Annotated in this window: 21 protein-coding genes; 7 read left to right on the plus strand and 14 right to left on the minus strand. The window is 71.4% G+C overall.

Annotated features, from left to right (window positions below; genetic code table 11):
- Positions 1-29: 29 nt before the first annotated feature.
- From tsaE to KUM38_RS05675, 4 genes are all read right to left on the minus strand, one after another.
- A complete protein-coding gene (gene tsaE, locus KUM38_RS05660; RefSeq protein WP_217128163.1) occupies positions 30-560 on the minus strand; it encodes a tRNA (adenosine(37)-N6)-threonylcarbamoyltransferase complex ATPase subunit type 1 TsaE in 531 nt (176 codons plus the stop codon).
- Positions 529-1,758, minus strand: coding sequence for an alpha/beta fold hydrolase (locus tag KUM38_RS05665; protein WP_217128164.1), 1,230 nt, complete (start codon positions 1,756-1,758; stop codon positions 529-531). Before KUM38_RS05665 ends, tsaE begins: the two co-directional genes overlap by 32 nt.
- Positions 1,755-2,963 carry an alanine racemase gene (gene alr / locus KUM38_RS05670; RefSeq protein ID WP_217128165.1) on the minus strand — a complete coding sequence of 403 codons (1,209 nt, stop codon included), beginning with the start codon at positions 2,961-2,963 and terminating at the stop codon, positions 1,755-1,757. Before alr ends, KUM38_RS05665 begins: the two co-directional genes overlap by 4 nt.
- Before the next feature lie 162 nt (positions 2,964-3,125).
- Positions 3,126-4,559: an NAD(P)H-hydrate dehydratase gene (locus tag KUM38_RS05675; protein WP_217128166.1), complete on the minus strand. Its 1,434-nt coding sequence runs from the start codon at positions 4,557-4,559 to the stop codon at positions 3,126-3,128.
- 148 nt (positions 4,560-4,707) lie between these two features.
- On the opposite strand from KUM38_RS05675, the gene KUM38_RS05680 reads away from it, so the two are divergent.
- Positions 4,708-5,883 carry a hypothetical protein gene (locus KUM38_RS05680; protein WP_217128167.1) on the plus strand — a complete coding sequence of 392 codons (1,176 nt, stop codon included), beginning with the start codon at positions 4,708-4,710 and terminating at the stop codon, positions 5,881-5,883.
- A 67-nt stretch (positions 5,884-5,950) separates the two neighbouring features.
- Here the strand turns inward: KUM38_RS05680 and KUM38_RS05685 are convergent, their stop codons facing one another.
- The 4 genes from KUM38_RS05685 to KUM38_RS05700 all read right to left on the minus strand — a co-directional run bounded on the left by KUM38_RS05685 (position 5,951) and on the right by KUM38_RS05700 (position 8,868).
- A complete protein-coding gene (locus KUM38_RS05685; RefSeq protein WP_217128243.1) occupies positions 5,951-6,787 on the minus strand; it encodes an RNA polymerase sigma factor SigF in 837 nt (278 codons plus the stop codon).
- Positions 6,788-6,894: 107 nt separating this feature from the next.
- Positions 6,895-7,035: a hypothetical protein gene (locus KUM38_RS05690; protein WP_217128168.1), complete on the minus strand. Its 141-nt coding sequence runs from the start codon at positions 7,033-7,035 to the stop codon at positions 6,895-6,897.
- A 5-nt stretch (positions 7,036-7,040) separates the two neighbouring features.
- Positions 7,041-7,412 (minus strand): holo-ACP synthase, encoded by a 372-nt coding sequence (locus KUM38_RS05695; protein WP_217128169.1) that lies wholly within the window; start codon positions 7,410-7,412, stop codon positions 7,041-7,043.
- A 1,042-nt stretch (positions 7,413-8,454) separates the two neighbouring features.
- Positions 8,455-8,868, minus strand: a complete 414-nt coding sequence (locus KUM38_RS05700) for an ATP-binding protein (protein WP_217128170.1) — start codon at positions 8,866-8,868, stop codon at positions 8,455-8,457.
- A gap of 208 nt (positions 8,869-9,076) precedes the next feature.
- On the opposite strand from KUM38_RS05700, the gene KUM38_RS05705 reads away from it, so the two are divergent.
- Both KUM38_RS05705 and KUM38_RS05710 read left to right on the plus strand, forming a co-directional pair.
- Positions 9,077-9,913: a helix-turn-helix transcriptional regulator gene (locus KUM38_RS05705; RefSeq protein ID WP_145867723.1), complete on the plus strand. Its 837-nt coding sequence runs from the start codon at positions 9,077-9,079 to the stop codon at positions 9,911-9,913.
- Between the two features lie 8 nt (positions 9,914-9,921).
- Complete coding sequence (locus tag KUM38_RS05710) at positions 9,922-10,131, plus strand: DUF397 domain-containing protein (protein ID WP_217128171.1); 210 nt, start codon at positions 9,922-9,924, stop codon at positions 10,129-10,131.
- Here KUM38_RS05710 and glmS read toward each other — a convergent pair.
- The gene (gene glmS, locus KUM38_RS05715; protein ID WP_217128172.1) at positions 10,092-11,939 is read right to left on the minus strand and encodes a glutamine--fructose-6-phosphate transaminase (isomerizing); all 1,848 of its coding nucleotides are present in this window, start codon (positions 11,937-11,939) and stop codon (positions 10,092-10,094) included. The genes KUM38_RS05710 and glmS overlap by 40 nt on opposite strands.
- A gap of 117 nt (positions 11,940-12,056) precedes the next feature.
- Positions 12,057-12,839 (minus strand): hypothetical protein, encoded by a 783-nt coding sequence (locus KUM38_RS05720; RefSeq protein WP_217128173.1) that lies wholly within the window; start codon positions 12,837-12,839, stop codon positions 12,057-12,059.
- 212 nt (positions 12,840-13,051) lie between these two features.
- Here KUM38_RS05720 and coaA point away from each other — a divergent pair, with 212 nt between their 5' ends.
- The 4 genes from coaA to KUM38_RS05740 all read left to right on the plus strand — a co-directional run bounded on the left by coaA (position 13,052) and on the right by KUM38_RS05740 (position 21,141).
- The gene (gene coaA / locus KUM38_RS05725) at positions 13,052-14,041 is read left to right on the plus strand and encodes a type I pantothenate kinase (protein WP_217128174.1); all 990 of its coding nucleotides are present in this window, start codon (positions 13,052-13,054) and stop codon (positions 14,039-14,041) included.
- Between the two features lie 16 nt (positions 14,042-14,057).
- Positions 14,058-15,005, plus strand: a complete 948-nt coding sequence (locus KUM38_RS05730; protein ID WP_217128175.1) for a DUF389 domain-containing protein — start codon at positions 14,058-14,060, stop codon at positions 15,003-15,005.
- Between the two features lie 676 nt (positions 15,006-15,681).
- On the plus strand, positions 15,682-20,412 hold the full coding sequence (locus KUM38_RS05735) for a ricin-type beta-trefoil lectin domain protein (RefSeq protein ID WP_217128244.1): 4,731 nt from the start codon (positions 15,682-15,684) through the stop codon (positions 20,410-20,412).
- Positions 20,413-20,415: 3 nt separating this feature from the next.
- A complete protein-coding gene (locus tag KUM38_RS05740) occupies positions 20,416-21,141 on the plus strand; it encodes a hypothetical protein (RefSeq protein WP_217128176.1) in 726 nt (241 codons plus the stop codon).
- Between the two features lie 101 nt (positions 21,142-21,242).
- Here the strand turns inward: KUM38_RS05740 and glmM are convergent, their stop codons facing one another.
- The 4 genes from glmM to KUM38_RS05760 all read right to left on the minus strand — a co-directional run bounded on the left by glmM (position 21,243) and on the right by KUM38_RS05760 (position 25,331).
- Positions 21,243-22,601: a phosphoglucosamine mutase gene (gene glmM / locus KUM38_RS05745; protein WP_217128177.1), complete on the minus strand. Its 1,359-nt coding sequence runs from the start codon at positions 22,599-22,601 to the stop codon at positions 21,243-21,245.
- Positions 22,602-22,902: 301 nt separating this feature from the next.
- Entirely contained in the window at positions 22,903-23,415 is a 513-nt protein-coding gene (gene rpsI, locus KUM38_RS05750) for a 30S ribosomal protein S9 (RefSeq protein ID WP_004927169.1), read from the minus strand.
- A gap of 42 nt (positions 23,416-23,457) precedes the next feature.
- A complete protein-coding gene (gene rplM / locus KUM38_RS05755) occupies positions 23,458-23,901 on the minus strand; it encodes a 50S ribosomal protein L13 (protein WP_190166836.1) in 444 nt (147 codons plus the stop codon).
- Between the two features lie 233 nt (positions 23,902-24,134).
- Entirely contained in the window at positions 24,135-25,331 is a 1,197-nt protein-coding gene (locus KUM38_RS05760; protein ID WP_217128178.1) for a glycosyltransferase family 87 protein, read from the minus strand.
- Positions 25,332-25,391 lie beyond the last annotated feature (60 nt).

Raw genomic sequence — 25,391 nt, forward strand, 5'->3', positions numbered from 1 at the left:
GGCCGACAGCACGAGGCCGCGTGCCCCGTTCAGGCCGACAGCACGGTCAGGTCGGCCGCCGCCCAGCGTCCGCCCAGGCCGGTCACGGTCACCCGGCGCACCTCGTCGGTGGTGTCGCCGACCGCCCGGTGGATGACGACCTGGAGACGGTCCTCGGTCAGCTCCTCGACCTTGCCCTCGCCCCACTCCACGACGATCACCGACTCCGGCAGCGAGACGTCGAGATCGAGGTCCTCCATCTCGTCCAGACCGCCGGAGAGCCGGTACGCGTCGACGTGGACCAGCGGCGGACCGTCCCCCAGCGACGGATGCACCCGGGCGATCACGAACGTCGGCGAGGTGACCGCGCCCCGCACGCCGAGCCCTTCGCCGAGACCCCGGGTCAGCGTCGTCTTGCCCGCGCCGAGCTCGCCCGAGAGCAGGACCAGGTCGCCGGCGCGCAGCAGCTTGGCGAGCCTGCGCCCCAGTTCGCGCATCTGCTCGGGGGAGGTGACGGTCAGCTCGACGGAGTTCGCGGACGGCGTCGGCTCAGCCGGGTTGTGCGGTGCTGCTGCTTCCATAGCCATTAACGGTAGCCCCTGCGGGCACCGCGCCCACGCGGGTGAGCAGGTCGGCGAGGCGGTCGGTGACCACCTCCGGGTGCTCCAGCATCACCAGGTGCCCGGCGTCCGGCACGAGTACCAACTCGGCGCCCGGCAGGAGGTCGGCGATCGCCTCGCTGTGCTCGCTCGGCGTCACCAGGTCCCGCACCCCGGCCAGCACCAGCACCGGCAGACCGGCGAAGTGGGCGAGGGCCTCGGTCTTGTCGTGGTCGCTGAACGCCGGGTAGTACTCGGCGACCACGTCGATCGGCGTGCCCTCGATCATCCGCTCGGCGAACCGGGCGACCGCCGGGTCCACGTCACGGGAGGCGAACGAGTACCGCTTGATCACCCCGGCGAACAGGTCCGCGGTGGCCCGGCGTCCCCGCTCCACCAGCTCGGCCCGCTGCCCCAGCGCCTTCAGCACCCCCGGCAGCACCCGCCGCACCGCGTTGACGCCGGCCACCGGAAGCCCGAAGTTGACCTCGCCCAGCCGCCCCGACGACGTACCGACCAGGGCGACGCCCACCACCCGCTCCCGGATCAGCTCCGGGTACTGGTCGGCGAGGGCCATCACCGTCATCCCGCCCATGGAGTGACCGACCAGCACCAGCGGCCCCTCGGGCGCCGCCGCGTCGATGACGGCCTTCAGGTCCCGCCCCAGCTGCTCGATGGTGACCGGCTCGCCCCGCTCCCCCTGCGCCGCGCCCCGCTCCGAGCGGCCGTGGCTGCGCTGGTCCCAGTGCACGGTCCGTACGACGCCCCGCAGCGCGGCCCGCTGGAAGTGCCAGGAGTCCTGGCTGAGGCAGTAGCCGTGGCTGAAGACCACGGTGACCGGGGCGGGCGCCTTGCGGCCGAACAGCCGGCGCCGGCGCCCCGGGGTCGCCGCCGGATCGGGGTCGACGTCGTCGACCTCGTAGTACAGGCCGGTGCCGTCGTCGGCGTACGCCTTGCCGGGCGTGCCGCGCAGCGTGCCGTACGGCCCCACGGAGTCGAGGGCGAGCCGGGCCCTCTGGCGCATGCCCCGGCCGACCGTCATCCGTTCTATCGCGACGCCCGCGGCGGCCCCGGTGGCGAGCACGCCTATCGCGACACCCGCGACACCGGTGGCCCGGCGCCAGCCCCCGCCGGACGCGCCGGCTGCGGAGGCGGCGGCCTCCGCGATGCCCTCGCTCACGTACCGCTCCCGTCGTCTCCGTCGCTTCCGTCGTTTCCGCCATGGACGTAGACGCGCGGGACGCGGGTTCCGATCCGGGTGACGATCTCGTACGCGATGGTCCCGGCGGCCTGCGCCCAGTCCTCGGCGGTGGGCTCGCCGCGGTCGCCCGGCCCGAAGAGGACGGCCTCGGCGCCCGGCTCCGGCTCGTCCCCGCCCAGGTCGACGACGAACTGGTCCATCGCGACCCGCCCCGCGACCGTGCGCCACTTGCCCTCGACCAGCACCGGCCCGGTGGAGGAGGCGTGGCGCGGGATGCCGTCCGCGTAGCCGAGCGGGACGAGGCCGAGGGTGGTGGCGCCCGGGGTGACGTAGTGGTGGCCGTAGCTGACGCCGTGGCCGCCGGGGACGTGCTTCACCAGGGCCATCGAGGCGGACAGGGTCATCGCCGGGCGCAGTCCCAGGTCGGCGGGGGTGCCGATCTGGGGGCTGGGCGAGACGCCGTACATCGCGATGCCGGGGCGCACGAGGTCGAAGTGGCTCTCGGGGAGGGTGAGGGTGGCGGGCGAGTTGGCGATGTGCCGCACCTCGGGGTCGACGCCCCGGCTCTCGGCGTACGCGACCATCTCCCGGAACCTGGTGAGCTGGGCGGCGATGGAGGGATGGCCCGGCTCGTCGGCGCAGGCGAAGTGCGACCACAGGCCGGTGACGCGGACCAGCCCCTCGGCCTCGGCGCGCAGCGCGGAGGCGACCAGCTCCGCCCAGTCGTCACCGGGCTGGCAGCCGCCCCGCCCGAGCCCGGTGTCGGCCTTGAGCTGCACCCGCGCGGGCCGCCCGGCGAGACGGGCCGCCCGGGTGACCTCGTCCAACGCCCACGTGCCGCTCAGGGACACGTCGAGGCCGGCCTCGATCGCCTCCCGCCAGGGCCCGCCGGGCGTCCACAGCCAGCACATGATCCGTACGCCGTCCGGCACCCCGGCGCCGGGCGCGCGCAGCGCGAGCGCCTCCTGCGGGGTGGCGGTGCCCAGCCAGGTCGCCCCGGCCTCGACGGCCGCCCGCGCGCAGGCGACGGCGCCGTGCCCGTATCCGTCGGCCTTGACCACGGCCATGAAGGCAGCACCGGGCGCACGCTCGCGCAGGGCCCGCACATTGGCCCGCACGGCGGCAAGGTCGATCTCGGCACGGGCCCGCAGCTCCGCACCCCCCGGGGCAACTGTCTCGTTCATCCCGCCCAGTCTCTCAGAGCACCCGGCTCCGCAAGCCGCGGGCAGTCGTGCCGCTGGGGCGGCACGGGTGGGCGCTGGGGGTACCCCCTCTGGGGGAGGCACCCCGTCAGCGCCGGGCCGCGCACCCCACCCCCGCCCCACCCTCACGCCGAGCCCCCGCGGTCAACCCCGCACCACGCTCCGCCACGCCCCCGCGATCCCCTCCGCCACGTCGTGCGCCCCCATCGGCGCCCCGTCCGCCGCGAACCGCCCCGCCAGACCGTGCAGGTACGCCGCCACGCTCGCCGCATCGACAGCCGACAGCCCCGCCGCCAACAACGATCCCCCCAACCCCGACAGCACATCACCGCTCCCCGCCGTGGCCAGCCACGACGTCCCCGTCGGATTCACCCGCACCGCACCCCCTCCCGAGGACGCGATCAGGGTCGTGGACCCCTTCAGCAGCACCGTCGCCCCGTACCGCCCCGCCAGCTCCCGCACCGCCGCCAGCCGCCCTTCCTCGACCTCCCCCCGCTCGACCCCGAGCAGCGCCGCGGCCTCCCCCGCGTGCGGGGTCATCAGCGTCGGCGCGCGCCGGCCCCGTACCGCCGACGCCTCCGCCAGCCGCAGCCCGTCCGCGTCGATCAGCACCGGTACGTCCGTCGCCAGCACCTCCGCGACCGTCGCCGCGTCGTCCCCGGCCCCCGGCCCGACCACCCACGCCTGCACCCGCCCCGCGTGCTTCGGGCCCCCGTCCGACACCAGCGTCTCGGGGAAGCGGGCGATCACGGCCTGCCCGGCGGGACCGACGTACCGTACGGCCCCCGCCCCGCCCCGCAGCGCCCCCGCCACCGCGAGCACCGCCGCCCCCGGATACCGGGAGGATCCGGCCGCGATCCCGACGACGCCCCGCCGGTACTTGTCGCTCTCGACGGCCGGCACCGGCAGCAGTCGGGCCACGTCCGCGTGCTGCAACGCCTCCAGTTCCGGCTCCTCCGGGAGCGACAACCCGATGTCGACCAGCCGCACCGACCCCGCGTACTCCCGCGCCGGATCGATCAGCAGCCCCGGTTTGTGCGTCCCGAAGGTCACCGTGAGGTCGGCCCGGACCGCCGCTCCCCGCACTTCCCCCGTGTCGGCGTCGACCCCGCTCGGCAGATCGACGGCGACCACGGCCGCCCGCGCCCGCCCGGCCGCGTCGGCGAGCGGCACCGCCTCCGGACGCAGCCCGCCCTTCCCGCCGATACCGACGATGCCGTCGACGACCAGATCGGCCCGTGCGATCAGCCCTTCGGCGCCGTCCGTGCCCATGGTCCGCCCACCTGCCCGGCGCAGCGCCGCGAGCCCTCCGCCGTGGGCGCGCTCCGGTGCGAGCAGCACCGCGCTCACACCCGCGCCGCGCCGGGCGAGCCGGGCACCGGCGTACAGGGCGTCACCGCCGTTGTCCCCGCTGCCGACCAGCAGCACGACCCTGCTGCCGTACACCCGCCCCAGCACGTCCGCACAGGCCGCGGCGAGCCCGGCGGCGGCGCGCTGCATCAGCGCCCCGTCCGGCAGCCGTGCCATCAGTTCCCGTTCCGCCGTCCTGACCGTCTCCACGCTGTACGCAGTACGCATGCGTCCGAGTCTCCCGCAGACGGCCCGTCAACTCCCGTACCGGAGAAGCGGACCGCTTGACTGCTTGCCATGCCCTTGCCAAAATCTCCGCCCCCCACCGGATGAATCGATTCAGTCGAATCGGTTCGACGACAGAAGCAGAGGACCCATGGGACGCAGAGCCGCACTCCTCGCCGCAGCCGGCGCCACCGCACTCCTCACCGCAGCCGGTCTCATGACGGCCCCCGCCACCGCGGTCACCACCACCGCGGCCCCGGCCCCCGCCCGCGCCGCGGCCTGCGGCGACGGTTCCTACCAGGCCGAGGCCGTACTGAACGGCAGCACCTGGACCGCCCGGCGCGGCAGCAGCACCGTCTACACCGGCAGCGACATGCGCGCGGCCGTGCAGGCGGCGATCAGCAGCCTGTCCTCCGGCCGCACCAGCAAGGAACGGGTCGTGGTCCGCGGCTCGGGCTCCATCTCCGCCGGTTCCCGCATCTCCCTGCCGAGCTACACGACCCTCGACGTCTGCGGCACCATCAACGTCACCGGCAGCGGCTCCGGCGACCAGGCCCCGGTCTACTCCCGCGGCACCCGCGACATCGAGGTGCAGCACCTCAACGTCACCGGCGCCCCGCTGTACGGGATCTTCCTGCGCAACGTGCAGAACGTCGTCCTCGGCCAGATCGACATGCGCCTCTCCCGCGGCCTCGGCGTCCGCATCGACAACCGCGGCGACACCAGCCAGTGGACCCGCAACGTGCGCATCGACAACGTGTACGTCTCCGGCGCGTCCAGCCACGCCGTGGAGACCTACGGCGTCGACGGCCTCACCGTCGGCACGGTGACCGCCCGCAACGTCGGCGAGTCGGGCCTGCTGCTGAACCAGACGGTCAACGCCACCGTCTCCAAGGTGGACGCGGAGAACGCGGGCACCGGCACCGGGTACGCCGCCTTCCGCATGGCCAACCGCAACGGCCGGATCGGCAGCTCCTACTCCACCAACATCCGCGTCGGCGAGGTCGTCGCGCGCGGCGGCGGACGGGGCGTGTTCTGCGTCTCGGAGAGCGGCGGCGCGACCATCGACAGGATCACCCTCTCCCACACCGGCAACAACGCGATCCTCATCGAGAACTGCTACAACGTGAACCTCGCCGCCCAGAGCGGCACGGTCACCGGCGGCGGCGAGATCCGTCTGGCGGCGCGCTCGGAGTTCCCCAACAACCGGGACATCACCGTCCAGAACCTCACGGTGACGGACTCCTCGATCCGCGAGAGCCCCTGCGGCGAGAACACGACGTTCCGCAACAACCGGCTGGTGAACAGCAGCCAGTCGATCTGCTAGCGGACACGCGCGGGGTGCGGCGCTCCCCGTCGCCGCACCCCGCGCGTGCCGTACGCCCGCCGTCACCTCAGTTCGTGGTGAGCATCCCCGCCCGCAGCCGCTTCAGCGTGCGGGACAGCAGCCGCGAGACGTGCATCTGGGAGCAGCCGAGCCGCTCACCGATCTCCGCCTGCGTCAGCTCCTCCACGAACCGCCAGTGCACGATCTTGCGCTCGCGCTCGTCGAGCTCGGCGATCATCGGGGCCAGCGCGTGGAAGTCCTCGACCAGTTCCAGCGCGGCGTCCTCGGTGCCGATGAAGTCCGCGAGCACGCTCTCGCCGTCCGGCTCACTGCCGATGGCGGCGTCCAGCGACGCGGAGTTGTAGCCGTTGGAGGCGATCCGGGCCTCGTTGACCTCGTCCTCGGTCAGGCTCATCAGCTGGGCGAGTTCGGCGGTCGTGGGCGTACGGCCCAGCCGGCTGCGCAGTTCCTCGGTGGCGCGGGCGAGCTGCACCCGGGCCTCCTGGAGGCGGCGCGGCACGTGCACGGACCACGAGGTGTCCCGGAAGAACCGCTTGATCTCGCCGACGATGTAGGGGATCGCGAAGGAGGTGAACTCCACCTCGCGGGACAGCTCGAACCGGTCGATCGCCTTGATCAGTCCGATCATGCCGACCTGGACGATGTCCTCCATCTCCTCCGGCCCGCGACTGCGGAACCGGCCGGCCGCGAAGCGGACCAGGGACATGTTCATCTCGATGAGGGTGTTGCGCGCGTACTGGTACTCGTGCGTGCCCTCCTCCAGCTCCGTCAGCCGACGGAAGAACTGCTTGGACAGCTCCCGGGCATCCTTCGGCGCGACCTGACCGGGATCGGCGACCTCCGGCAGCTCGGTCACCGTCTGAGCTCGGTCGGTCCGCGCCATCGTCGACGTCACTGTTCGCCCTCCCTGGTCGATCGGCCCCACTTCCGGCACCGGCTCAACCGCGTCTACCCCGGTCCACGCGATACACGCACCCTCTTCTCACACATTCACCGACGGCGGCGGCGCAGCAGCCGTACGAGGGCGAAGACGACGGTGAGCACGGCGGCGACGACGAGGAACACGTCGCCCCAGAGGGGCAGGTCGACCCCGGCCCCGGGGAAGGCGAGGGGAAGGGCGCGTACGGGCACCGCCCTCACCCTTCCGCGATCACGACCGCCGAGGCCACCCCGGCGTCATGGCTGAGCGACACGTGCCAGGACCGTACGCCCAGCTCGGCGGCGCGCGCCGCCACCGTCCCCTTCACCCGCAGCCGCGGCTGCCCGTTGTCCTCGCACCACACCTCGGCGTCGGTCCAGTACAGCCCCGCGGGCGCGCCGAGCGCCTTGGCGAGGGCCTCCTTGGCGGCGAACCGCGCGGCGAGGGAGGCGACACCGCGCCGCTCACCGCTGGGCAGCAGCAGCTCGCTCTCCAGGAAGAGCCGCTGGGCCAGCGCGGGCGTACGTTCCAACGACTCCGCGAACCGCTCGATCTCGGCCACGTCGATCCCGACTCCGATGATGCTCATGCGGGCACCTTACGGGGGCGGGAGCGGGGGCACGCCGCAGCGGACGCCCACCGACGAGTGGCCGTGGGACCGCCCGCTTCCTTGTCAGTGTCGTGCTTCCACGACCCGCGTCAAGGGCGCTGCGTTCCGCTGCGCTCCACTCCGCGTCGCCTACGGCGATGGCCCTCCGGGCCACCCTTGACCCGGCCCGCTCCAGCACGGGGAAGAAGCGAGCGGGCGGCCCGGGGAAAGCGGGTGCCCAGGCACGCCTGCGGCCGACCGTCGGTCAGGAGGGACCCGGCGTTCACGGACGCGGTCGCGCCTCGCCCGCACGCCGGGCGGGCTAAGCGGCGAACGCCCGGCAGGGGCAGGGCCGCCAACCCATCATGCCTGGGGAGCGACGGAAGCATGTGTCCATGGGCGAAGGACCAAGAGGACGGTCAAAGCCTCCCGGTCATGAAAATCCGCTCCCATCCCCCCCTCGGGCACCCATCGCCCACCTGCTGGGCGACTTGGGCACCCATCGGGGCGTACGCGTTTCTCGAGACACCCGGCGGAGGGCCTCAGGAGAACGAACCGACAGCCCCAAAGGCGCCCCGCCAGGGACACCCCCTTCGAAAACCGTGAACACTAAACCGGTCTAGTGTTCACGGTTTCCCCCACACCCACCGAACCCCCGCCCCTCCGCCACCACCCACCGACCCTCCGCCACCACCTACCGGACCGCCACCACCACCCACCGGACCGCCACCACCCACCAGCCCTCCGCCACCATCCACCGGGCGTTCGCCGCTTAGCCGGCCCGGCGTGCCGGCGAGGCGGGGACGCGTCCGTGAACCCGGGGAACTGGTCAGCGGGCCCTGGATCGCAAGCGTGCCCGGGCCCCCGCTTTTCTCCGGGCCGCTCGCTCGCTTCTTCCCCGTGCTGGAGCGGGCCGGGTCAAGGGTGGGCCGCAGGCCCATCGCCGAAGGCGACGCGACCGCAGGGAGCGCCCTTGACGCGGGTCGCGGAAGCACGACACTGACAAAGAAGCGAGTGGCCCAACGGCCACTGACGAACCCCGTCAGGCCGCACCCAGCTCGCACCACACCAGCTTCCCCCGGCTGCCGTCCCGGGACAGCGGCTGCCACCCCCACAGGTCGGAACACGCCCGCACCAGTGCCAGTCCGCGCCCGTCCTCCAGACCCAGGTCCGCGGACCGCTCGAAGGGCAGCGGCGCGTCGGGCGGCGCGGGGTCGGTGTCCCACGCCCCGATCCGCAGCACGTCGGCCGCCCAGTGCACCCGCAGGGTCGCGGGCCCCTTGGTGTGCCGTACGGCGTTGGCGATCAGCTCCGCGGCGAGGAGTTCGGCCACGTCCACGAGCCCGATCAGCCCGTGCATCGTGAGGATGAGACGGAGGGTGCGGCGACTGACGGTGACCGCGCGAGGGTCGTTGGGGATGGAGAGGGAGTACTCCCAGGACTCGGTTTCGGGCATGCGTGAACTCCGTTCAGACAATGAGGAGTTGCGGTTCGCGGGCGGTGGCAGTGCCGCAACCGTCATGACAGGACGGAGCAGTGCGCTTCCGCTGCGCTTGCGTGACATCACTGACAGTAGGTCTTTGTTTTAAGACCGAGCAAGCCGTTCCCGTAATCTGAACCTGAAAGAGTCGCTGCAACAGGCGCGTTGAACCGAGGGGCAACCGATGGGAACCAGGCGCGAGCCAACGGCACGGCAAAGGCGACTGGGAGTCGAGCTGCGCAGACTTCGCGAGGCGGCGGGATTCAGCGCACGCGAGGCAGCGGCACTGCTCGGCGTGAACTCCGTGCAGATCAGCCAGATCGAGTCGGGCATCGCAGGAGTGAGCGAGGAGCGCCTGCGTCGACTCGCCTCCCACTACGCCTGCACAGACCGGGAGTTCATCGACGCGCTGGTGGCGATGGCCACCGACCGAACGCGCGGCTGGTGGGAGGAGTACCGGTGGCAGCTGCCCACCTCATTCCTCGACCTCGCCGAACTCGACCACCACGCCACGTTCCGCCATGAGGTCGCGATCCTGTACGTGCCGGGCCCGCTGCAGACCGAGGACTACGCTCGAGCCGTCTTCTCCGCCAGAGTGCCCGAACTGACCGCTGACGAGCTGGAAATGCGCGTACGACACCGGATGGCGCGCAAGCGGACCGACTTCCCGTACACACTGGTGATCCACGAAGCGGCCCTACGCATCAGGGTCGGCGACCGCGCGACGTCCCGCGCTCAACTCATCGCGCTCCTGAACTCGTCCGAAGCGGACGACATCACCGTGCGCGTCATCCCTTTCGACCTGGATAACTTTGGCCTGGCCGCAGGCACCATGACCTACATGGGCGGTCCCGTTGCCAGACTGGACACAGTCGTACGCGACGCACCGCATGGCTCGGCCTTTGTCGACGCTGAGGCACAGCTCGGCGCCTATCGAATGCGTTTCCGTAAAATTGAAGCCGCGTCACTGGAACCGGAACGCTCGCGTGACTTCATCAACCGTCTGACCAAAGAGCTGTGAGGCACTCGATGAACAACTGGCGCAAGTCGTCCTACTCAGGCCCCGACGACGGCAACGACTGCGTCGAGATCGCGAACACTCCCACCCACGTGGGCGTACGCGACTCAAAAGCCCCGGCCAGGGCAACCCTCACCTTCCCGGCCGGAGCCTTCGCCACATTCCTGGACGGCGTGAAGACCTACTCCACCGTCACCGACTTCGCCAGGTTCCGAGGCTGATCCACCTCGTTCCCCCGTGCCGTCGCCAGCTCGCAGGCGAAGACCTGCAACGGCACCGTCGTCACCAGCGGCTGGAGCAGCGTCGGGGTGGCCGGGACGCGGATCAGGTGGTCGGCGTACTCGGCGACCGCCTCGTCCCCCTCCTCCGCGATGACGATCGTCCGCGCACCCCGCGCCCGGATCTCCTGGATGTTGGAGACGATCTTGTCGTGGAGGACGGACCGGCCGCGCGGCGACGGTACGACCACGACCACCGGCACGTCGTCCTCGATCAGCGCGATCGGCCCGTGCTTCAGCTCGCCCGCCGCGAAGCCCTCCGCGTGCATGTACGCGAGCTCCTTCAGCTTCAGCGCGCCCTCCAGCGCCACCGGATAACCCACGTGCCGTCCCAGGAACAGCACCGTGTTCTTCCCGGCCAGCGACCGCGCCAGCTCCCGTACCGGCTCCATCGTCTCCAGGACGCGCTCCACCGCACCGGAGATCGACGACAGGTCCCGCACCACCGCGCGGATCTCGTCCGCCCACTTGGTGCCCCGCACCTGGCCCAGGTACAGCGCGACCAGGTAGCAGGCGACGAGCTGGGTCAGGAACGCCTTGGTCGAGGCGACCGCGACCTCCGGCCCGGCGTGCGTGTACAGCACGGCGTCGGACTCGCGCGGGATCGTCGAACCGTTGGTGTTGCAGATGGCCAGCACGTGCGCGCCCTGTTCGCGGGCGTGGCGCAGGGCCATCAGGGTGTCCATGGTCTCGCCGGACTGGGAGATGGCGATGACGAGGGTCTGCTGGTCGAGGATCGGGTCGCGGTAGCGGAACTCGCTCGCCAGTTCCACCTCGCAGGGGAGCCGGGTCCAGTGCTCGATGGCGTACTTGGCGATCAGCCCGGCGTGGAAGGCCGTACCGCAGGCGACGATGACGACCTTGTCGATCTCGCGCAGGACGTTCGCCGGGATGCGGACCTCGTCCAGGGTGAGCGAGCCGGCCCCGTCGATCCGCCCAAGCAGCGTGTCGGCGACCGCCTTCGGCTGCTCGGCGATCTCCTTGAGCATGAAGTAGTCGTAGCCGCCCTTCTCGGCGGCGGAGGCGTCCCAGTCGACGTGGTACTCGCGGACGTCGGCGGGGGCGCCGTCGAAGTCGGTGACCGTGACCACGTCCCGGCGCAGCTCGACCACCTGGTCCTGGCCCAGCTCGACGGCGTCGCGGGTGTGCGCGATGAACGCGGCCACGTCGGAGGCGAGGAACGCCTCCCCCTCCCCCACGCCGACCACCAGCGGCGAGTTCCGCCGCGCGCCGACCACCACGTCCGGCTCGTCCGCGTGCACGGCGACCAGGGTGAACGCGCCCTCCAGACGCCGGCAGACCAGCCGCATCGCCTCCGCGAGGTCGGCGCAGGCGGAGAACTCCTCGGCGAGGAGGTGGGCGACGACCTCGGTGTCCGTCTCTGAGGTGAGGTCGTGGCCGCGCTCCGTCAACTCCGCGCGCAGGGTGGCGAAGTTCTCGATGATGCCGTTGTGGACGACGGCGACCCGGCCCGCGTTGTCGAGGTGCGGGTGGGCGTTGGCGTCCGTCGGACCGCCGTGGGTGGCCCAGCGGGTGTGCCCGATGCCGGTGGTCCCGGTCGGCAGCGGCCGTTCGGCCAGCTCCTTCTCCAGGTTGACGAGTTTCCCGGCCCGCTTGGCGGTGGCCAGCCCGCCGTCCGCGAGCACGGCGACGCCCGCCGAGTCGTACCCCCGGTACTCCAGCCGCTTCAGTCCGGCCGTCACGACGTTCAGCGCCGACTGCGGCCCCACGTATCCCACGATTCCGCACATGACCGGCAGCCTACGGTCCGTCAGTCGCCGGAAAAGGCCTTTGCCTGCCCGAAATCGGAAATTCCCACCGGTGCACGAAAGCGTACGGGCACCGGTGGGAACGGAACGCGGGGTGCGTCAGGCGAGCTTGCCGAGCTGGGCGTCGGAGACCGCCGTCGGGAAGTCGAAGTCCTCGCCGGTGACGGCGGAGGCGAAGTTGGTGACGGTGAAGGAGGCGACGGTGGCGCCCTTGCGTGCGACGACCAGCTTCATGGGCGTCTTCACGTCCTCCTCCGCGGCTAGGACCGCCGTGATCGCGACCGCCTCGTCGGCGCCGCCGGGCGCCTCGGTCTTCTCGACCGTCAGGATCTTGAACGGCTCGCCCATGGCGTCGTAGGTGAAGCCTCCGGCGCACTTGCCGGCAGCCGCGTCCACGTCCTTGATGACCTGTTCGGCGCCGCCGTCCTCGTAGGAGGCGAGCGTGATGAGCATCTTCTCCGCGCCGAGTCCGGCGGCCAGGGCCTCCTCGGGGCTGGCGTCAGCGGCCGGCTTCTGCGGCTCGCCCGTCCAGGACCGCTTCACCGTGGCGGCCGGCGAGCCGGCGGGCACGCCCATCTGCAGGTGGGCGAGCGGCTGGCAGGCCGCGTCCTCCGCCTTGACCTTGTCGGCGGCGATGTCGTCCGTGGCGGGCAGCTCCGCCACCTTGCCGTCCTTGACGTCCGCCTGCGCCAGCGCGGCCTTCTCCAGCTCGGCGGCGGTGAGCGCCTTGGCCGCCGGCGCGGCGGAGGCGGTCGAGTCGCCCTTGCCCTTGCTGTCGCCGGCCTTGTCCTCGTCGCCGGAGCCACCGCAGGCGGTGGCGAGCAGGGCGAGCGCGGCGGCGGAGGCGGCGAGCACGGTACGGCGGACGGCGGTGGTTCTCACGTGGGAACTCTTTCTCGAAGGTGCGGAGGACTCCGCAACACATTGCGCGCAATTTAAACGGATCTTGAACACAGCCGCCGCACAGGTGATCGCCAGAAGATCACCCGGTATACGAACGTGACAACTGCGTGATCACGAACGACTACGGAAGCGGCGGGGCAGCGTGACACAGCCCACCTGCCGCTCCGTTCAAACTCCGTTAACAATGGACTGTGATCTCTCCGGTCTCCCCGATACCCCGGAGCGCCCACCGGCAGCGGCCGGAGGCGACTCCCTACGTGGACCTCACCCGCGCCGAGTGGAGCGCACTGCGTGACAAGACCCCGCTGCCCCTGTCGGCGGCGGAGGTCGAACGGCTGCGCGGCCTCGGTGACGTCATCGACCTCGACGAGGTGCGGGACATCTACCTCCCGCTGTCCCGGCTGCTCAATCTCTACGTCGGCGCCACCGACGGGCTGCGGGGCGCGCTGAACACGTTCCTCGGCGAGCAGGGCTCCCAGTCGGGCACGCCGTTCGTCATAGGGGTCGCCGGTTCCGTGGCCGTCGGCAAGTCCACGGTCGCCCGTCTCCTTCAGGCCCTGCTGTCCCGCTGGCCCGAGCACCCGCGCGTGGAGCTGGTGACGACGGACGGGTTCCTGCTGCCGACGAAGGAGCTCCAGGAGCGGGGCCTGATGTCGCGGAAAGGCTTCCCCGAGTCGTACGACCGTCGTGCGCTGACCCGTTTCGTCGCCGACATCAAGGCGGGCAAGGGGGAGGTCACCGCCCCCGTCTACTCCCACCTCATCTACGACATCGTCCCGGGCGAGAAGCTCACCGTGCGCCGCCCGGACATCCTGATCGTCGAAGGGCTCAACGTCCTCCAGCCCGCGCTGCCCGGCAAGGACGGCCGCACCCGGGTCGGGCTCGCCGACTACTTCGACTTCAGCGTGTACGTGGACGCCCGCACGGAGGACATCGAGCGCTGGTACCTCAACCGCTTCAAGCGGCTGCGCGAGACCGCGTTCCAGGACCCGTCGTCGTACTTCCGCAAGTACACCCAGGTCTCCGAGGAGGAGGCACTCGACTACGCCCGCACGATGTGGCGCACCATCAACAAGCCGAACCTCGTGGAGAACATCGCCCCGACCCGGGGCCGGGCCGCGCTGGTGCTGCGCAAGGGCCCGGACCACAAGGTCCAGCGCCTCAGTCTGCGCAAACTCTGACCACTACGCTGCCGCCATGCTGCACCTGCGCCTGATCACACCGGCCGACAAGACCGACGACGCGATCCGACTGATCGAGGGGACGATCGGCACCACGCACCTGTGCGTGCTGACGGGCGCCGCCCGCGATCCCGCCGGGGACGTCGTGATGTGCGACGTGGCGCGGGAGGCGGGCGACGAGTTGCTCAGCGAACTGCAGCGGCTGGGGTTGGACGCGAGCGGTTCCATCTCCGTGGAGAACATCGACCTGTCGCTGTCGAAGCGGGCCGAGAAGGCGGAGAAGGACGCGCCGGGCGAGAGCGCGGACGCGGTGCTGTGGGAGCACCTGTCGGAGGCCACCCACGAGGAGTCGACCCTCTCGGTCACCTATCTCGCGTTCCTCACGCTGGCCACGATGATCGCGGCCTGCGGTGTGGTGCTGGACAACGCGATCCTGATCGTGGGCGCGATGGCGGTGGGCCCGGAGTTCGGGCCGCTGGCCGGCATCTGCACGGCGGCGGTGCAGCGCCGGCCGCGCCTCGCGCTGCGCTCGGTGATCGCCCTGCTGGTGGGCTTCGCGGTGGCGATGTTGGTGACGGTGGGGTTCAGCCTCTTCATGGACGCGGTCGGGCTGTTCACCAAGGAGCAACTCGAGGGCGACCGGCCGCAGACCGGCTTCGTGTACGCCCCCGACTGGTTCTCCTTCGTGGTGGCGGTCCTGGCCGGAGCGGCCGGCACGCTCTCGCTGACGTCCGCGAAGTCCGGCGCGCTGGTGGGCGTCGCCATCTCGGTGACGACGGTCCCGGCGGCCGCCAACGCCGCGGTGGCGCTGAGCTACGGCGACACGGTCCAGACGTGGGGTTCCACCGAGCAGCTCCTGCTCAACCTGCTGGGCATCATCCTGGCGGGCACCCTCACCCTGCTGGCGCAGAAGTACTTCTGGGCCGGGCAGCACCGGCGGCTGCGCAGGCGGGCTCAGGCCTGACGGGGCCTAAGCGGCCGTTGCTCATTACCAGCCAACTTCGATCGACGCCTGACCGCTTCGATCACCACTTGAACACCAGAACTCCACAAGCGCCCCTTGCGGCACCGAAAAACGGAGAACGAGAACAGCTACCGGCCGGTAGTGGAGATCTCGCCAACCGTCGTCCGGCAGCGGAACGGCCCCCTCTTCCCCGTATCTGGGCTTCTGCCTAGTGTTACGTCCCGCGCAGCCGGACCTGACCAGTCCGTCCCGCGCACATCCATCAGCGACCGGGGGAACAGCGCCACCACGGGGAGGGGCGCGTCGCATGCCGCACCATCTGCCATCCGTGCATCTCGTACTGGACGGACATCGCCGTTCCTGACACCGCGGGAGCCGGGGCGTCCTCACCGACTCCTCGCGCTCACCGGTGCCTTCCCGGTCGTCTCCCTCCAGTGCAGAAGGGGATGCACGCTTGCGTTCCAGACCACCGTGGCCCGTCGGGCACGGACCACGTCGATCCAGATTCCTTGCCGGCTTCCTTCCCATCTCCCTCAGCCTCGCGGTCGTCGCGGGCCTCGCCGCCCAGCCGCAGCCGCTCGACCGGATCACCGGGGACGACGCCGTTCCCACGGGCAGCTCTCCCGACTGGAACGAGGTCACGGCCGCCGAGCAGCTGCGGGAGGACCAGTGCCTGATGTCGGACGTGCTGCGGCTGGGCGGGCCGGCCATGACCGCCGTCGCGCAGGACGGCCTCAACCAGCCGCCGGACAAGCTGCGCGAGCTGGCCAACCGCGACTACTGGGAGGACACGCCCCTCGCCGCCGCGTACACCAAGGACCGGGACGCCGCTTCCAGGGAACTGGACACACTCAACGGCCGCCGGGACGCCTGGGCGGTGCCCCTCGACGGGCTGGAGACGCCCGGCGGCTTCACCGTCACCGGGTTCCACTGGCCTCCCGGATCGCCCGGTGACGACGAGGAGGACTTCTACTCCCAGACCGGCCTGACCCAATGGGTCGCCGACCGGTTCTGGAAGAGCGAAGACGACTTCTACGAGGACCCCACCCCCCTGGCCGACGAGCAGACCGTCAAGGCCGTCAAGGACCTGGGCACACCTCTGTACACGAAGGACCCCGATCCGCACTCCCCCGACTGGGACCGGGACCTCGCCGAGCGGGACGCCTTCGAGCACCTGACGGACTGGTCGCTGGAGCCGACCGGCGCGGACAACGCCCGCCTCTTCCTCGCCTCCGGCGGATTCCCGCGTACGGCTCCGAGTCCGGGTTCCGCCGAGTACCGCATCGCGGTCGAGGACCTGAAGACCCGGTTCGCTTCCTGCGCCTGGCGGGACCCGATCGACCCGAACGAGGTGCTGGGCGGGATCGCCGGCACCGCCGCCACCGAGTGGCAGGAGGAGGTCGCCGCCCAGGCCGGACAGCGCGACCTGATCCTCGACGCCAACGAGGACGCCACCAAGGCACTCGCCGCGGGCGCGAAGTCGCTCGGGGAGATGCTCGGCAACTCGTGGGTCGCCGACCACCTCGTCCAGTGGCAGGACTACTGGTCCTCCGGCGGGGTGGGCTGGATCGGCGACAGCCACGTGACGATCGAGGTGCCGGGCGCGAAGGGCAACTGCCTGGACGTCGCGGGCGGCGGCAAGACCAACGGCACACCCGTGCAGATCTACACCTGCAACGGCGGCGCGGCCCAGCAGTGGACGCTCGAGGGCAGCGAGAACGACCTCCACCTCCGCAACGTCGGCTCGCAGAAGTGCCTGGACGTGGCCGGGAACGCCTCGGCGAACGGCACGAAGATCCAGATCTCGGACTGCTACAAGTCCAAGGGGCAGTCGTGGAAGGGCGATGTCCGTGCCACCGCGCCCCTGAAGAGCGTGACCACCGGCAAGTGCCTGGACCTGAGCGCGTTCACCAAGAGCACGGACGCGCGGCTGTGGGACTGCAAGAACGCCAGTTCGCAGAAGTTCCTGATCAAGCCGTCCGGCCACCAGGGCACCGACAGCCTGTCCTACCCGGACAAGGCGCAGTTCGACAAGGCGAAGGCGGGTGTCAACGCCTCGCAGGTGAAGGCGACGAAGGAACTCGCCCTCCTCAAGGCGCGGGCCGCCGCGGCACAGAAGGCCGTGACCACCACCGACACCGCCGAGAAGGCCGCCTACGCCATCGCCGACGAGCGTGGCGCGCCGCGTGGCCGCGGTCTGCTGGTCGGTCAGCAGAAGGCGCAGGTCACCAAGGGCGCCGCGGCGGCGCTGGAGGCGATGGTGAAGGCCGGCGAGACCGCCGAGGCCGCCACCCGCGCGGCCGCCGGGGACAGCGCGACCATCATGCAGCGGGCGCTGGCGCAGGCCGCCCAGTCCAAGGCGGAGTTCCGCAGGGAGGCCGCCCACGCCGCCGAACTGCAGGCGAAGGCCTCCGCCGACGCGGCCAAGCTGCACCGGGACAACGCCAAGAAGGACAAGGAGACCGCCGAGGCCAAGCTCGCCGAGGCGGTGAAGGCCGAGGGCGAGGCCAAGACGGCCGCCGCCGAGGCCCGCGCCGAACGCCTGGCCGCCGAGGCCGAGGAGAAGACGGCCGAGGCGGAGAAGAAGAAGGCCGCCGCCAAGCAGGCCGAGGCGGCCGAGCACCGGAAGACCGCCGAGACCGAGGCGACGAAGGCCAAGGACGCCAAGGACAAGGCCGAGGCGGCCGAGGGCACGGCGTCCGACAAGCGCGACGCCGCGGTCAAGGCCAAGGACAAGGCCCGCGACCTGCGCGACGACGCGTGGGACGCCGAGCAGAAGGCCGACGCCGCACGCGCCAAGGCCGACGCGAAGGAGGCGTACGCCCAGGCGCACGAGTCCGACAGCAACGCCCAGGAGGCGAGGGCCGCGGCCGACGCGGCCGCCGGGCACGCCGACGACGCCGAGGCCGCCGCGACGAAGGCCCGTTCCGCGGCCGACGCCGCGACGAAGGCGGCCGCCGACGCGGACGCCGCCGCGACCCGCGCCGAGGCCGCCGCCAAGCGGGCCCGCGCGCACGCGGACGGCGCCCAGGCGGCGAAGCTGAAGGCCGACGCCGCACTGAAGACCGCGACCAGCGCCGCGGCGGACGCCATCCAGGCGGCGAAGCACGCCGCGTCCGAGGCCAAGGCGGCCGTCGAACTCGCCGCCGAGGCCGAACAGGAGGCCAAGACCGCCAAGAATCACGCGAACGAGGCGAGCAAGGAGGCCGCCAAGGCCCTCGTCGCGTCGGCGAAGGCGGCGGGCTTCGCCCACGTCACCGCCCAGGCCGCGGTGGACGCCGGCAACTCCGCCGCCCAGGTCGCCAAGCCCGCCAACGACGCGATCCAGCTCGGCTCCCCCTACGTCGACACCGACTCGGCCGCCGGCCTCGTCGTGCTGACCGGGCAGGCGTCGAAGTCGATCGCCGAGCAGCAGAAGGCCGTCGCCGAGGCCCACGCCAAGAACGCGCAGGCGGAGGCCTCCGCCGCGAAGAACCTCGCCGACCAGGCCGTCGGCGACTCGAAGCAGGCCTACGTCCACGCCGCGAACGCCGCCGGTCACGCCGCCGACGCCCGCGGCTACGCCAAGGAGGCCCTCGGCTACGCCGCCGACGCCGCCACCGCCGCGTCCAAGGCCGCCGCCTCACTGGCCCGCACGGTCGAGTACGACCGCCAGGCCACCGAGGACGCGGAAGCCGCCGACAAGGCCGCGGGCCGCGCCGAGAGCCACGCCACGGACGCCCGCGACTCCGCCGACGAGGCCGCCCTCGACGCGGAAGCCGCCCGCACGGCCGCCTCGGAGGCCGAGGAGGCCGCCAGGGACGCCCGGGCGGCGGCCGACCGCGCGGACGTCGCCGCCACCGAGGCGGAGGAGGCCGCGAAGGACGCCCTGAAATACGCCGAGGAGGCTCAGGAGGCGGCGGAGTCCGCCGAACGCAAGCAGGCCAACCAGCAGGTCTCGTCGGGCGCCGGCACGGGCATCGGCGGCGTCTTCTACGTGGTTGACGAGGACACCGTCGAGATCACCGACGCCCAGCAGAAGAACGACTGCGTCATCGAGATCGGCTTCGAGGGTTGCACGGTCACGTTCGCGGTGACCTTCGACGTGAAGGTCGACTTCTACCTCTGCACCAACCCGGACGTACCCGCCACTGCCACCGGCTGCCCGGCCGGGGACACTCTCTACCTCAGCACCCAGCCCTTCAACGGGCTGAAGAAGGACGTCACCCACTACTTCAGCAAGCTCGACCTGATCAAGCAGACCGTCGTCTACCAGATCCTGAAGGCCGCGCTGGTCCAGGACTTCGTGGACTGCTGGCACGGCAGCGTCGGCGGCTGCGCGTGGGCGGCGAGCAACTTCATCCCGGGCAAGGCGTTCGCGAAGGTCGCCGACGCGCTCCACGCGCTCAACGCCGCGATGCACACGGGCGTCGGCGTCACCGACGCCTTGAAGGCGCTGAAGGCCCTGGACGGCATCGACGCCGCGACCCTCGCCAAGATCGAGGGCACGGTCAACGCCTACGAGGACGTGATGACCGCCTGCCGGGTCAACAGTTTCCCGGGCACCACCCGGGTACTGATGGCGGACGGCTCCCGCAAGGCGATCCAGGACGTACGGGTGGGTGACCTGCTGCTCGCCGGTGACCCAATGACCGGGCGGTCGGTCACACAGCCGGTGACCGACACCTTTCGGCATCCGACGACGCGCCTGATCGACATCGCCCTGTCGGACGGGGTCCTCACCAGCACCGCGGGCCACCGGTTCTGGGTGGAGGGCAAGGGCTGGACCCTGGTCTCCGACCTCCGGACGGGCGACCGGCTCCGCACCCCGGACGGCACCCTCCACGCGGTGACGGGCCTCCGGGACCGGAACGGACTGGCGTCCCGCGAGGTCTTCGACCTGACGGTCGACGCCTTGCACACCTTCTACGTCACCACCGAAGGCACCCGGCCGCAGGACATCCTCGTCCACAACTGCACCGACATCATCGGTGACGAGGGCATCGAGGGCGCCCACACCCTGGACGAGCACGTGAACAAGACCGACGAAGAGATGAGGCAGAAGGCGCTGAACTCGACCCGGGGCATCGCGACGCGGTGGCTCGACGAGGCGACCGCCGCACGCGCCGTCGACAAGGCCATGAGGCAGTGGATCGCGCAGCCGGGCAACGCCGACAAACTGGAGGCGTGGAAAACCAAGCAGGCCCAGCGCATCGGGAAGGGGATCGGTTTCGACCCGCGGAAGGATCTGCTCACACTCACCTGGACGCTCAGCGACGAGGGGTCCCTGGGCTTCAAGTGGGTGAGGAACGGCACCGACGCGGCCAAGTCCGCCGCCGGCAACAAGGTGTCGATCAGCCTGAAGTACGTGGGCAAGCAGCACAAGCCGACCAAGTACGTGGTCTACACGGCATATCTGGAAGGCTGACCCATGACCGACGGAACCGGGAAAGGATCGGGCGCCCTGAGCGAGTACCTGGAAGACACCTTCGTGGAGGACATCGGGCTCAGCTGGGTGACCTCCAAGTGGAACGTCCACGACGAGCTCTCCCCGGAGGACGCCGAGCGCTTCCTTCCCGAGGGCGGGCCGTCGGCGTGGTGGCTCACGCTCCCCGCGTCCGCGGTGGAGAACTTCGACCGGTCCAAAGCCGTGCGGCTGGGGCAGGACATCCGCACTCTGGTCGAGTCACCGCTACCGGACGGGACCATCCGCACGATGTGGCTCGGCGCCACGCACGGCACCTTCGATCCGGAGGCGTACGGCTTCGGCGCTCGCGCCTGGCTGCGGGAACTGGAGGACGCCTGGCTGACCCGGGTCCGCGAGGACGATCCCGTCTTCACGCCTCCGCCGCCACAGCCGGTGCTGGAGGAGCGGGCGCGGCAGGCCGTCCTCGGGGTGATCCGTCCGGTCGCGGAGGACCTGGACCGTGCGGCCTCGAACCCCGGCTACGGGCTCCCTGTGCGCGGCCTCGTCCCCGCACTGCGAGAAGCCGTCACCGAGGCCTGCGCCGACTTGGGTTACCGGCTGTTCCTGCGCGCCATGAAGGCGTACTTCGTGGAGATCGACACGTCGAGCCACGATGCCTTCGTCACCCTCGGGCAGCGGTTCGGCTACCCGGAGTTCCTGGTGGATGACAACCTCAACCACCGGAATTGATAGATCCAACCGGCGGACGGCGGGGGGACACCACCATGTGTCCCCCCGCCGTCCGCCGTCCCGCCGAAGGAGAGCGGGGGATCCTCGGACTTCCGCCGTGTCTACCCCAGCGCCGACTTCACCGCGTCCGCCAGGCGGCTCGCGACCGAGCGGGCCTGGTCGATGTCCGCGGCCTCGACCATGACGCGGACCAGCGGTTCCGTGCCGGAGGGGCGGAGGAGGACGCGGCCGGTCTCGCCCAGTTCGCGCTCGGCCTCGGTGACGGCCGCGGCGAGTTCCGCGGAGGTCTTCACGCGGGACCTGTCGACGTCCGGCACGTTGATGAGGACCTGCGGGAGGCGCTCCATCACCGAGGCCAGGTCCCGCAGCGTACGGCCGGTCTGGGCGACCCGCGCCGCGAGCAGCAGGCCGGTGAGCGTGCCGTCGCCGGTCGTCGCGTGGTCGAGGACGATGACGTGGCCGGACTGCTCGCCGCCGAGGGCGTAGTCCTTGTCCTTCATCTCCTCCAGCACGTAGCGGTCGCCGACCGCGGTCTGCACGAGCCGGATGCCCTCGCGTTCCATGGCGAGCTTGAAGCCGAGGTTGGACATCACGGTCGCGACGACGGTGTCGGAGCGCAGCGCGGAACGTTCCCGCATCGCCAGCGCGAGCACGGCGAGGATCTGGTCGCCGTCGACCTCCGCACCGGTGTGGTCCACGGCCAGGCACCGGTCGGCGTCGCCGTCGTGGGCGATGCCCAGCGCGGCCCCGTGCTCGACGACCGCGGCCTTCAGCAGGTCGAGGTGGGTCGAGCCGCAGCCGTCGTTGATGTTGAGGCCGTCCGGGTCGGCGCCGATGGTGACGACCTCGGCCCCGGCCCGGGTGAACGCCTCCGGCGAGACCTTCGCGGCGGCACCGTGCGCCTCGTCGAGGACGATCCGCAGACCGTCCAGCCGGTTCGGGAGGACGCCGACGAGATGGGCGACGTACTGGTCGAGCCCCTCCTCGTAGTCGCGCACGCGGCCGACGCCGGCGCCGGTCGGGCGGTCCCAGGGGGCGCCGGTGCGGTGCTCCTCGTACACGGACTCGATCCGGTCCTCCAGCTCGTCGGCGAGCTTGTGGCCGCCGCGGGCGAAGAACTTGATGCCGTTGTCCGGCATGGCGTTGTGGCTCGCGGAGAGCATGACGCCGAGGTCGGCGCCGAGCGCGCCGGTGAGGTGTGCCACCGCCGGTGTCGGCAGCACGCCGACCCGCAGGACGTCCACGCCCGCGCTGGCGAGACCCGCGACGACGGCGGCCTCCAGGAACTCTCCGGACGCGCGTGGGTCACGTCCGACCACGGCGGTGGGCCGGTGTCCTTCGAACGTGCCCGCCTCGGCCAGTACGTGCGCGGCGGCGACGGACAGGCCGAGCGCCATCTCCGCCGTCAGGTCCGCGTTGGCGACACCGCGCACGCCGTCCGTGCCGAAGAGTCGTCCCACTTGTCCTCCTGAGGGTGCGTCAGTATCGAAAGCCGTTGCCGAGGCCGTGCCGGGGCGCCGGGTCCGTCCGCGCGGTCGACGGTCGTGCCGCCGGCGGTGCCGGTGATGTGTCCGGTGGTCGCGATGTGAGTGCGGCTCCGCATCCGCGGCCACGTGCCACAGCGGCCGTGTCCGGCCATCCGATCACATTAGCCTTTGAGTGCCTTGTGCCGTTATACGCCCACGGCGATGAATAAACGAACGCCCCGACAGCACTGTGGCGTGCCGCCGGGGCGTTCGGAGTACGCGCGAGCGCCTGCGATTAGCGCTTGCTGTACTGCGGGGCCTTACGGGCCTTCTTCAGACCGGCCTTCTTGCGCTCGACCGCACGGTCGTCGCGCTTGAGGAAGCCGGCCTTCTTCAGCGGGCCGCGGTTGTTGTCGACGTCCGCCTCGTTCAGCGCACGGGCGACACCCAGACGGAGCGCACCGGCCTGACCGGAGACACCGCCACCCGCGATGCGGGCGATGACGTCGTAGCGGCCCTCGAGCTCGAGCACCTTGAAGGGCTCGTTGACTTCCTGCTGGTGCACCTTGTTCGGGAAGTAGTCCTCGAGGGTGCGACCGTTGATCTTCCACTTGCCGGTGCCCGGGACGATCCGGACGCGGGCGATGGCGTTCTTGCGGCGGCCCAGGCCGGCGGCCGGCTGGGGCTCGCCGAAGCGGGAGGCCATGGACTCCGAGGTGTACTCGCCCTCGACGGGCACCTCGGACTCGGTGGTGTAGCTGTCGATGTCAAGCTCTTCGAGCGGCTGCTCGGCAGTGGTCTCGGCCACGATTCTCCTCAGATTCTCTTCAGTCTTAGGGGGTGGCCGGACTTACTGCGCGACCTGGGTGATCTCGAACGGCACCGGCTGCTGGGCAGCGTGCGGGTGCTGGTCGCCCGAGTAGACCTTCAGCTTCGAGAGCATCTGACGGCCCAGGGTGTTCTTGGGGAGCATGCCCTTGACGGCCTTCTCGATGGCCTTCTCGGGGTTCTTCTCGAGCAGCTCGTCGTAGCGGACGGAGCGCAGACCACCCGGGTAGCCCGAGTGGCGGTACGCCATCTTCTGGGTCCGCTTGTTGCCGGAGAGGTGCACCTTGTCCGCGTTGATGATGATGACGAAGTCACCGGTGTCGACGTGGGGCGCGTAGATCGGCTTGTGCTTGCCGCGCAGGATGGAGGCCGCAGTGGAGGCCAGACGACCCAGGACGACGTCCTGAGCGTCGATGACGTGCCACTGGCGCGTCACATCGCCGGGCTTGGGGCTGTACGTACGCACGGTTCGTAGCCTTCGCTTCTTCAGTGAATGAGTCCTGACAAGGTCACCGAAGACGATCACGACAGCCCTGACCGCACAGCGGTGACGCAAACCGCGTGCTGGTCGCTGGTCATCGGCCCGGTGGACCGGTGTAAGGGCCCCTCACGTGAGAATGAGTAAGCCACTACACACAACGAAAATGCAGAATACCCACCCTTGGCCGGGCGGGTCAAAACGACCCCGTCCCCGGTGGGCTACGCCGGCTCCGCGGCCGTACGCCGCTCCCCCGGCACACCGCCCGGGTCGTCCGCCTCCCGCGTCCCCCGTACGCAGTGGTACGCGACCGTGACCGCGAGGACGCACAGCGTGAAGGCGTCCCGGAAGGCCCGGCGCCTCCCCGACTCCAGCCACGGCCAGGTCACCCCCGGCAGCTGCGGCACCAGGGCGAGCCAGAACCAGGGCCGCCGCGCCACCGCCCCGGTGTACGGCAGACCGGCGAGCAGCAGCGGCAGGACGACCAGGAGGTAGTGGCTGTAGGAGGGCCGCGAGACCAGGAACGCCGAGAGCATCAGGCCCGCGGACGTCTCCGCCAGCCGCAGCGCCACCGGACCCGGCCCGCGCCAGCGCCGGTACGCGCACACCACGCCCACGGCGGCCGCGAGCAGGCCGAGCAGCACGGCCGGGGCCTCGGGCACGCCGAGCCGGGGCAGCACCGCCGCCGGCGAGGCCTCGTAGAGCCGCACGAAGGCGTCGTCGCCGCTCAGCAGGAACGGCAGGGTGCGGGTGAGGAAGCCCGTGGGATCGGGCAGGAACAGCGCCGCCGAGACCGAGGCGACCGCCGGGATCAGCACCAGCACCGCCAGCGCCCCCCAGCGGCGCGCGAAGAGGAACAGCAGCGCCATCGGCGCGAGCAGCGGCTTCAGCGCCACCGCCACCCCGATGACGGCACCCGCCGCGACCCACCGGCCCCGGCTCGCCAGCAGCAGGCACAGCGGCAGCGCCGGCACGGCCGTCACCGTCCAGTTGCCCAACAGCACCAGTTGCCCGAACGGCGCGAAGCCGGCCGCGAGGCCCAGCAGCCCGAGGGCGGCGAGCCTGCTGCGCAGCGGCACCCGGTGCAGCCGCAGGGCGCAGGCCCAGCCGAGCGCGAGGGCCAGGACCACCGCCACCGGCACGGCCGCGCCGAGCACGGACCGCGGCAGCAGCGCCTGCGGGGCGGCGGCCACGACCGCGCTCGGAAAATAGAGGAAGTGCCGGTCGTCGTAGGGCGAACCACCGTCCAGCCAGGCCCGCGCGGCGTCCACGACGATCGCGTTGTCCATCCCTCCGTCCGAGGTCACCAGCACCGTATGCACCGTCAGCGCCCCCAGCACCGCCGCGAGTCCGGCCCACAGGGGCCCGCCCGCGGGGCGCACCAACCATCCGGAGATGTCGCTTTTGCCCGTCGCCATGGCGGCAACGCTAGGGCCTGCGGGCCCCGTTGAGGCGGACCAGCACACCCCGGGCCCCGT

Source organism: Streptomyces sp. AC558_RSS880 (genome assembly GCF_019049255.1).
Classification (GTDB): domain Bacteria; phylum Actinomycetota; class Actinomycetes; order Streptomycetales; family Streptomycetaceae; genus Streptomyces.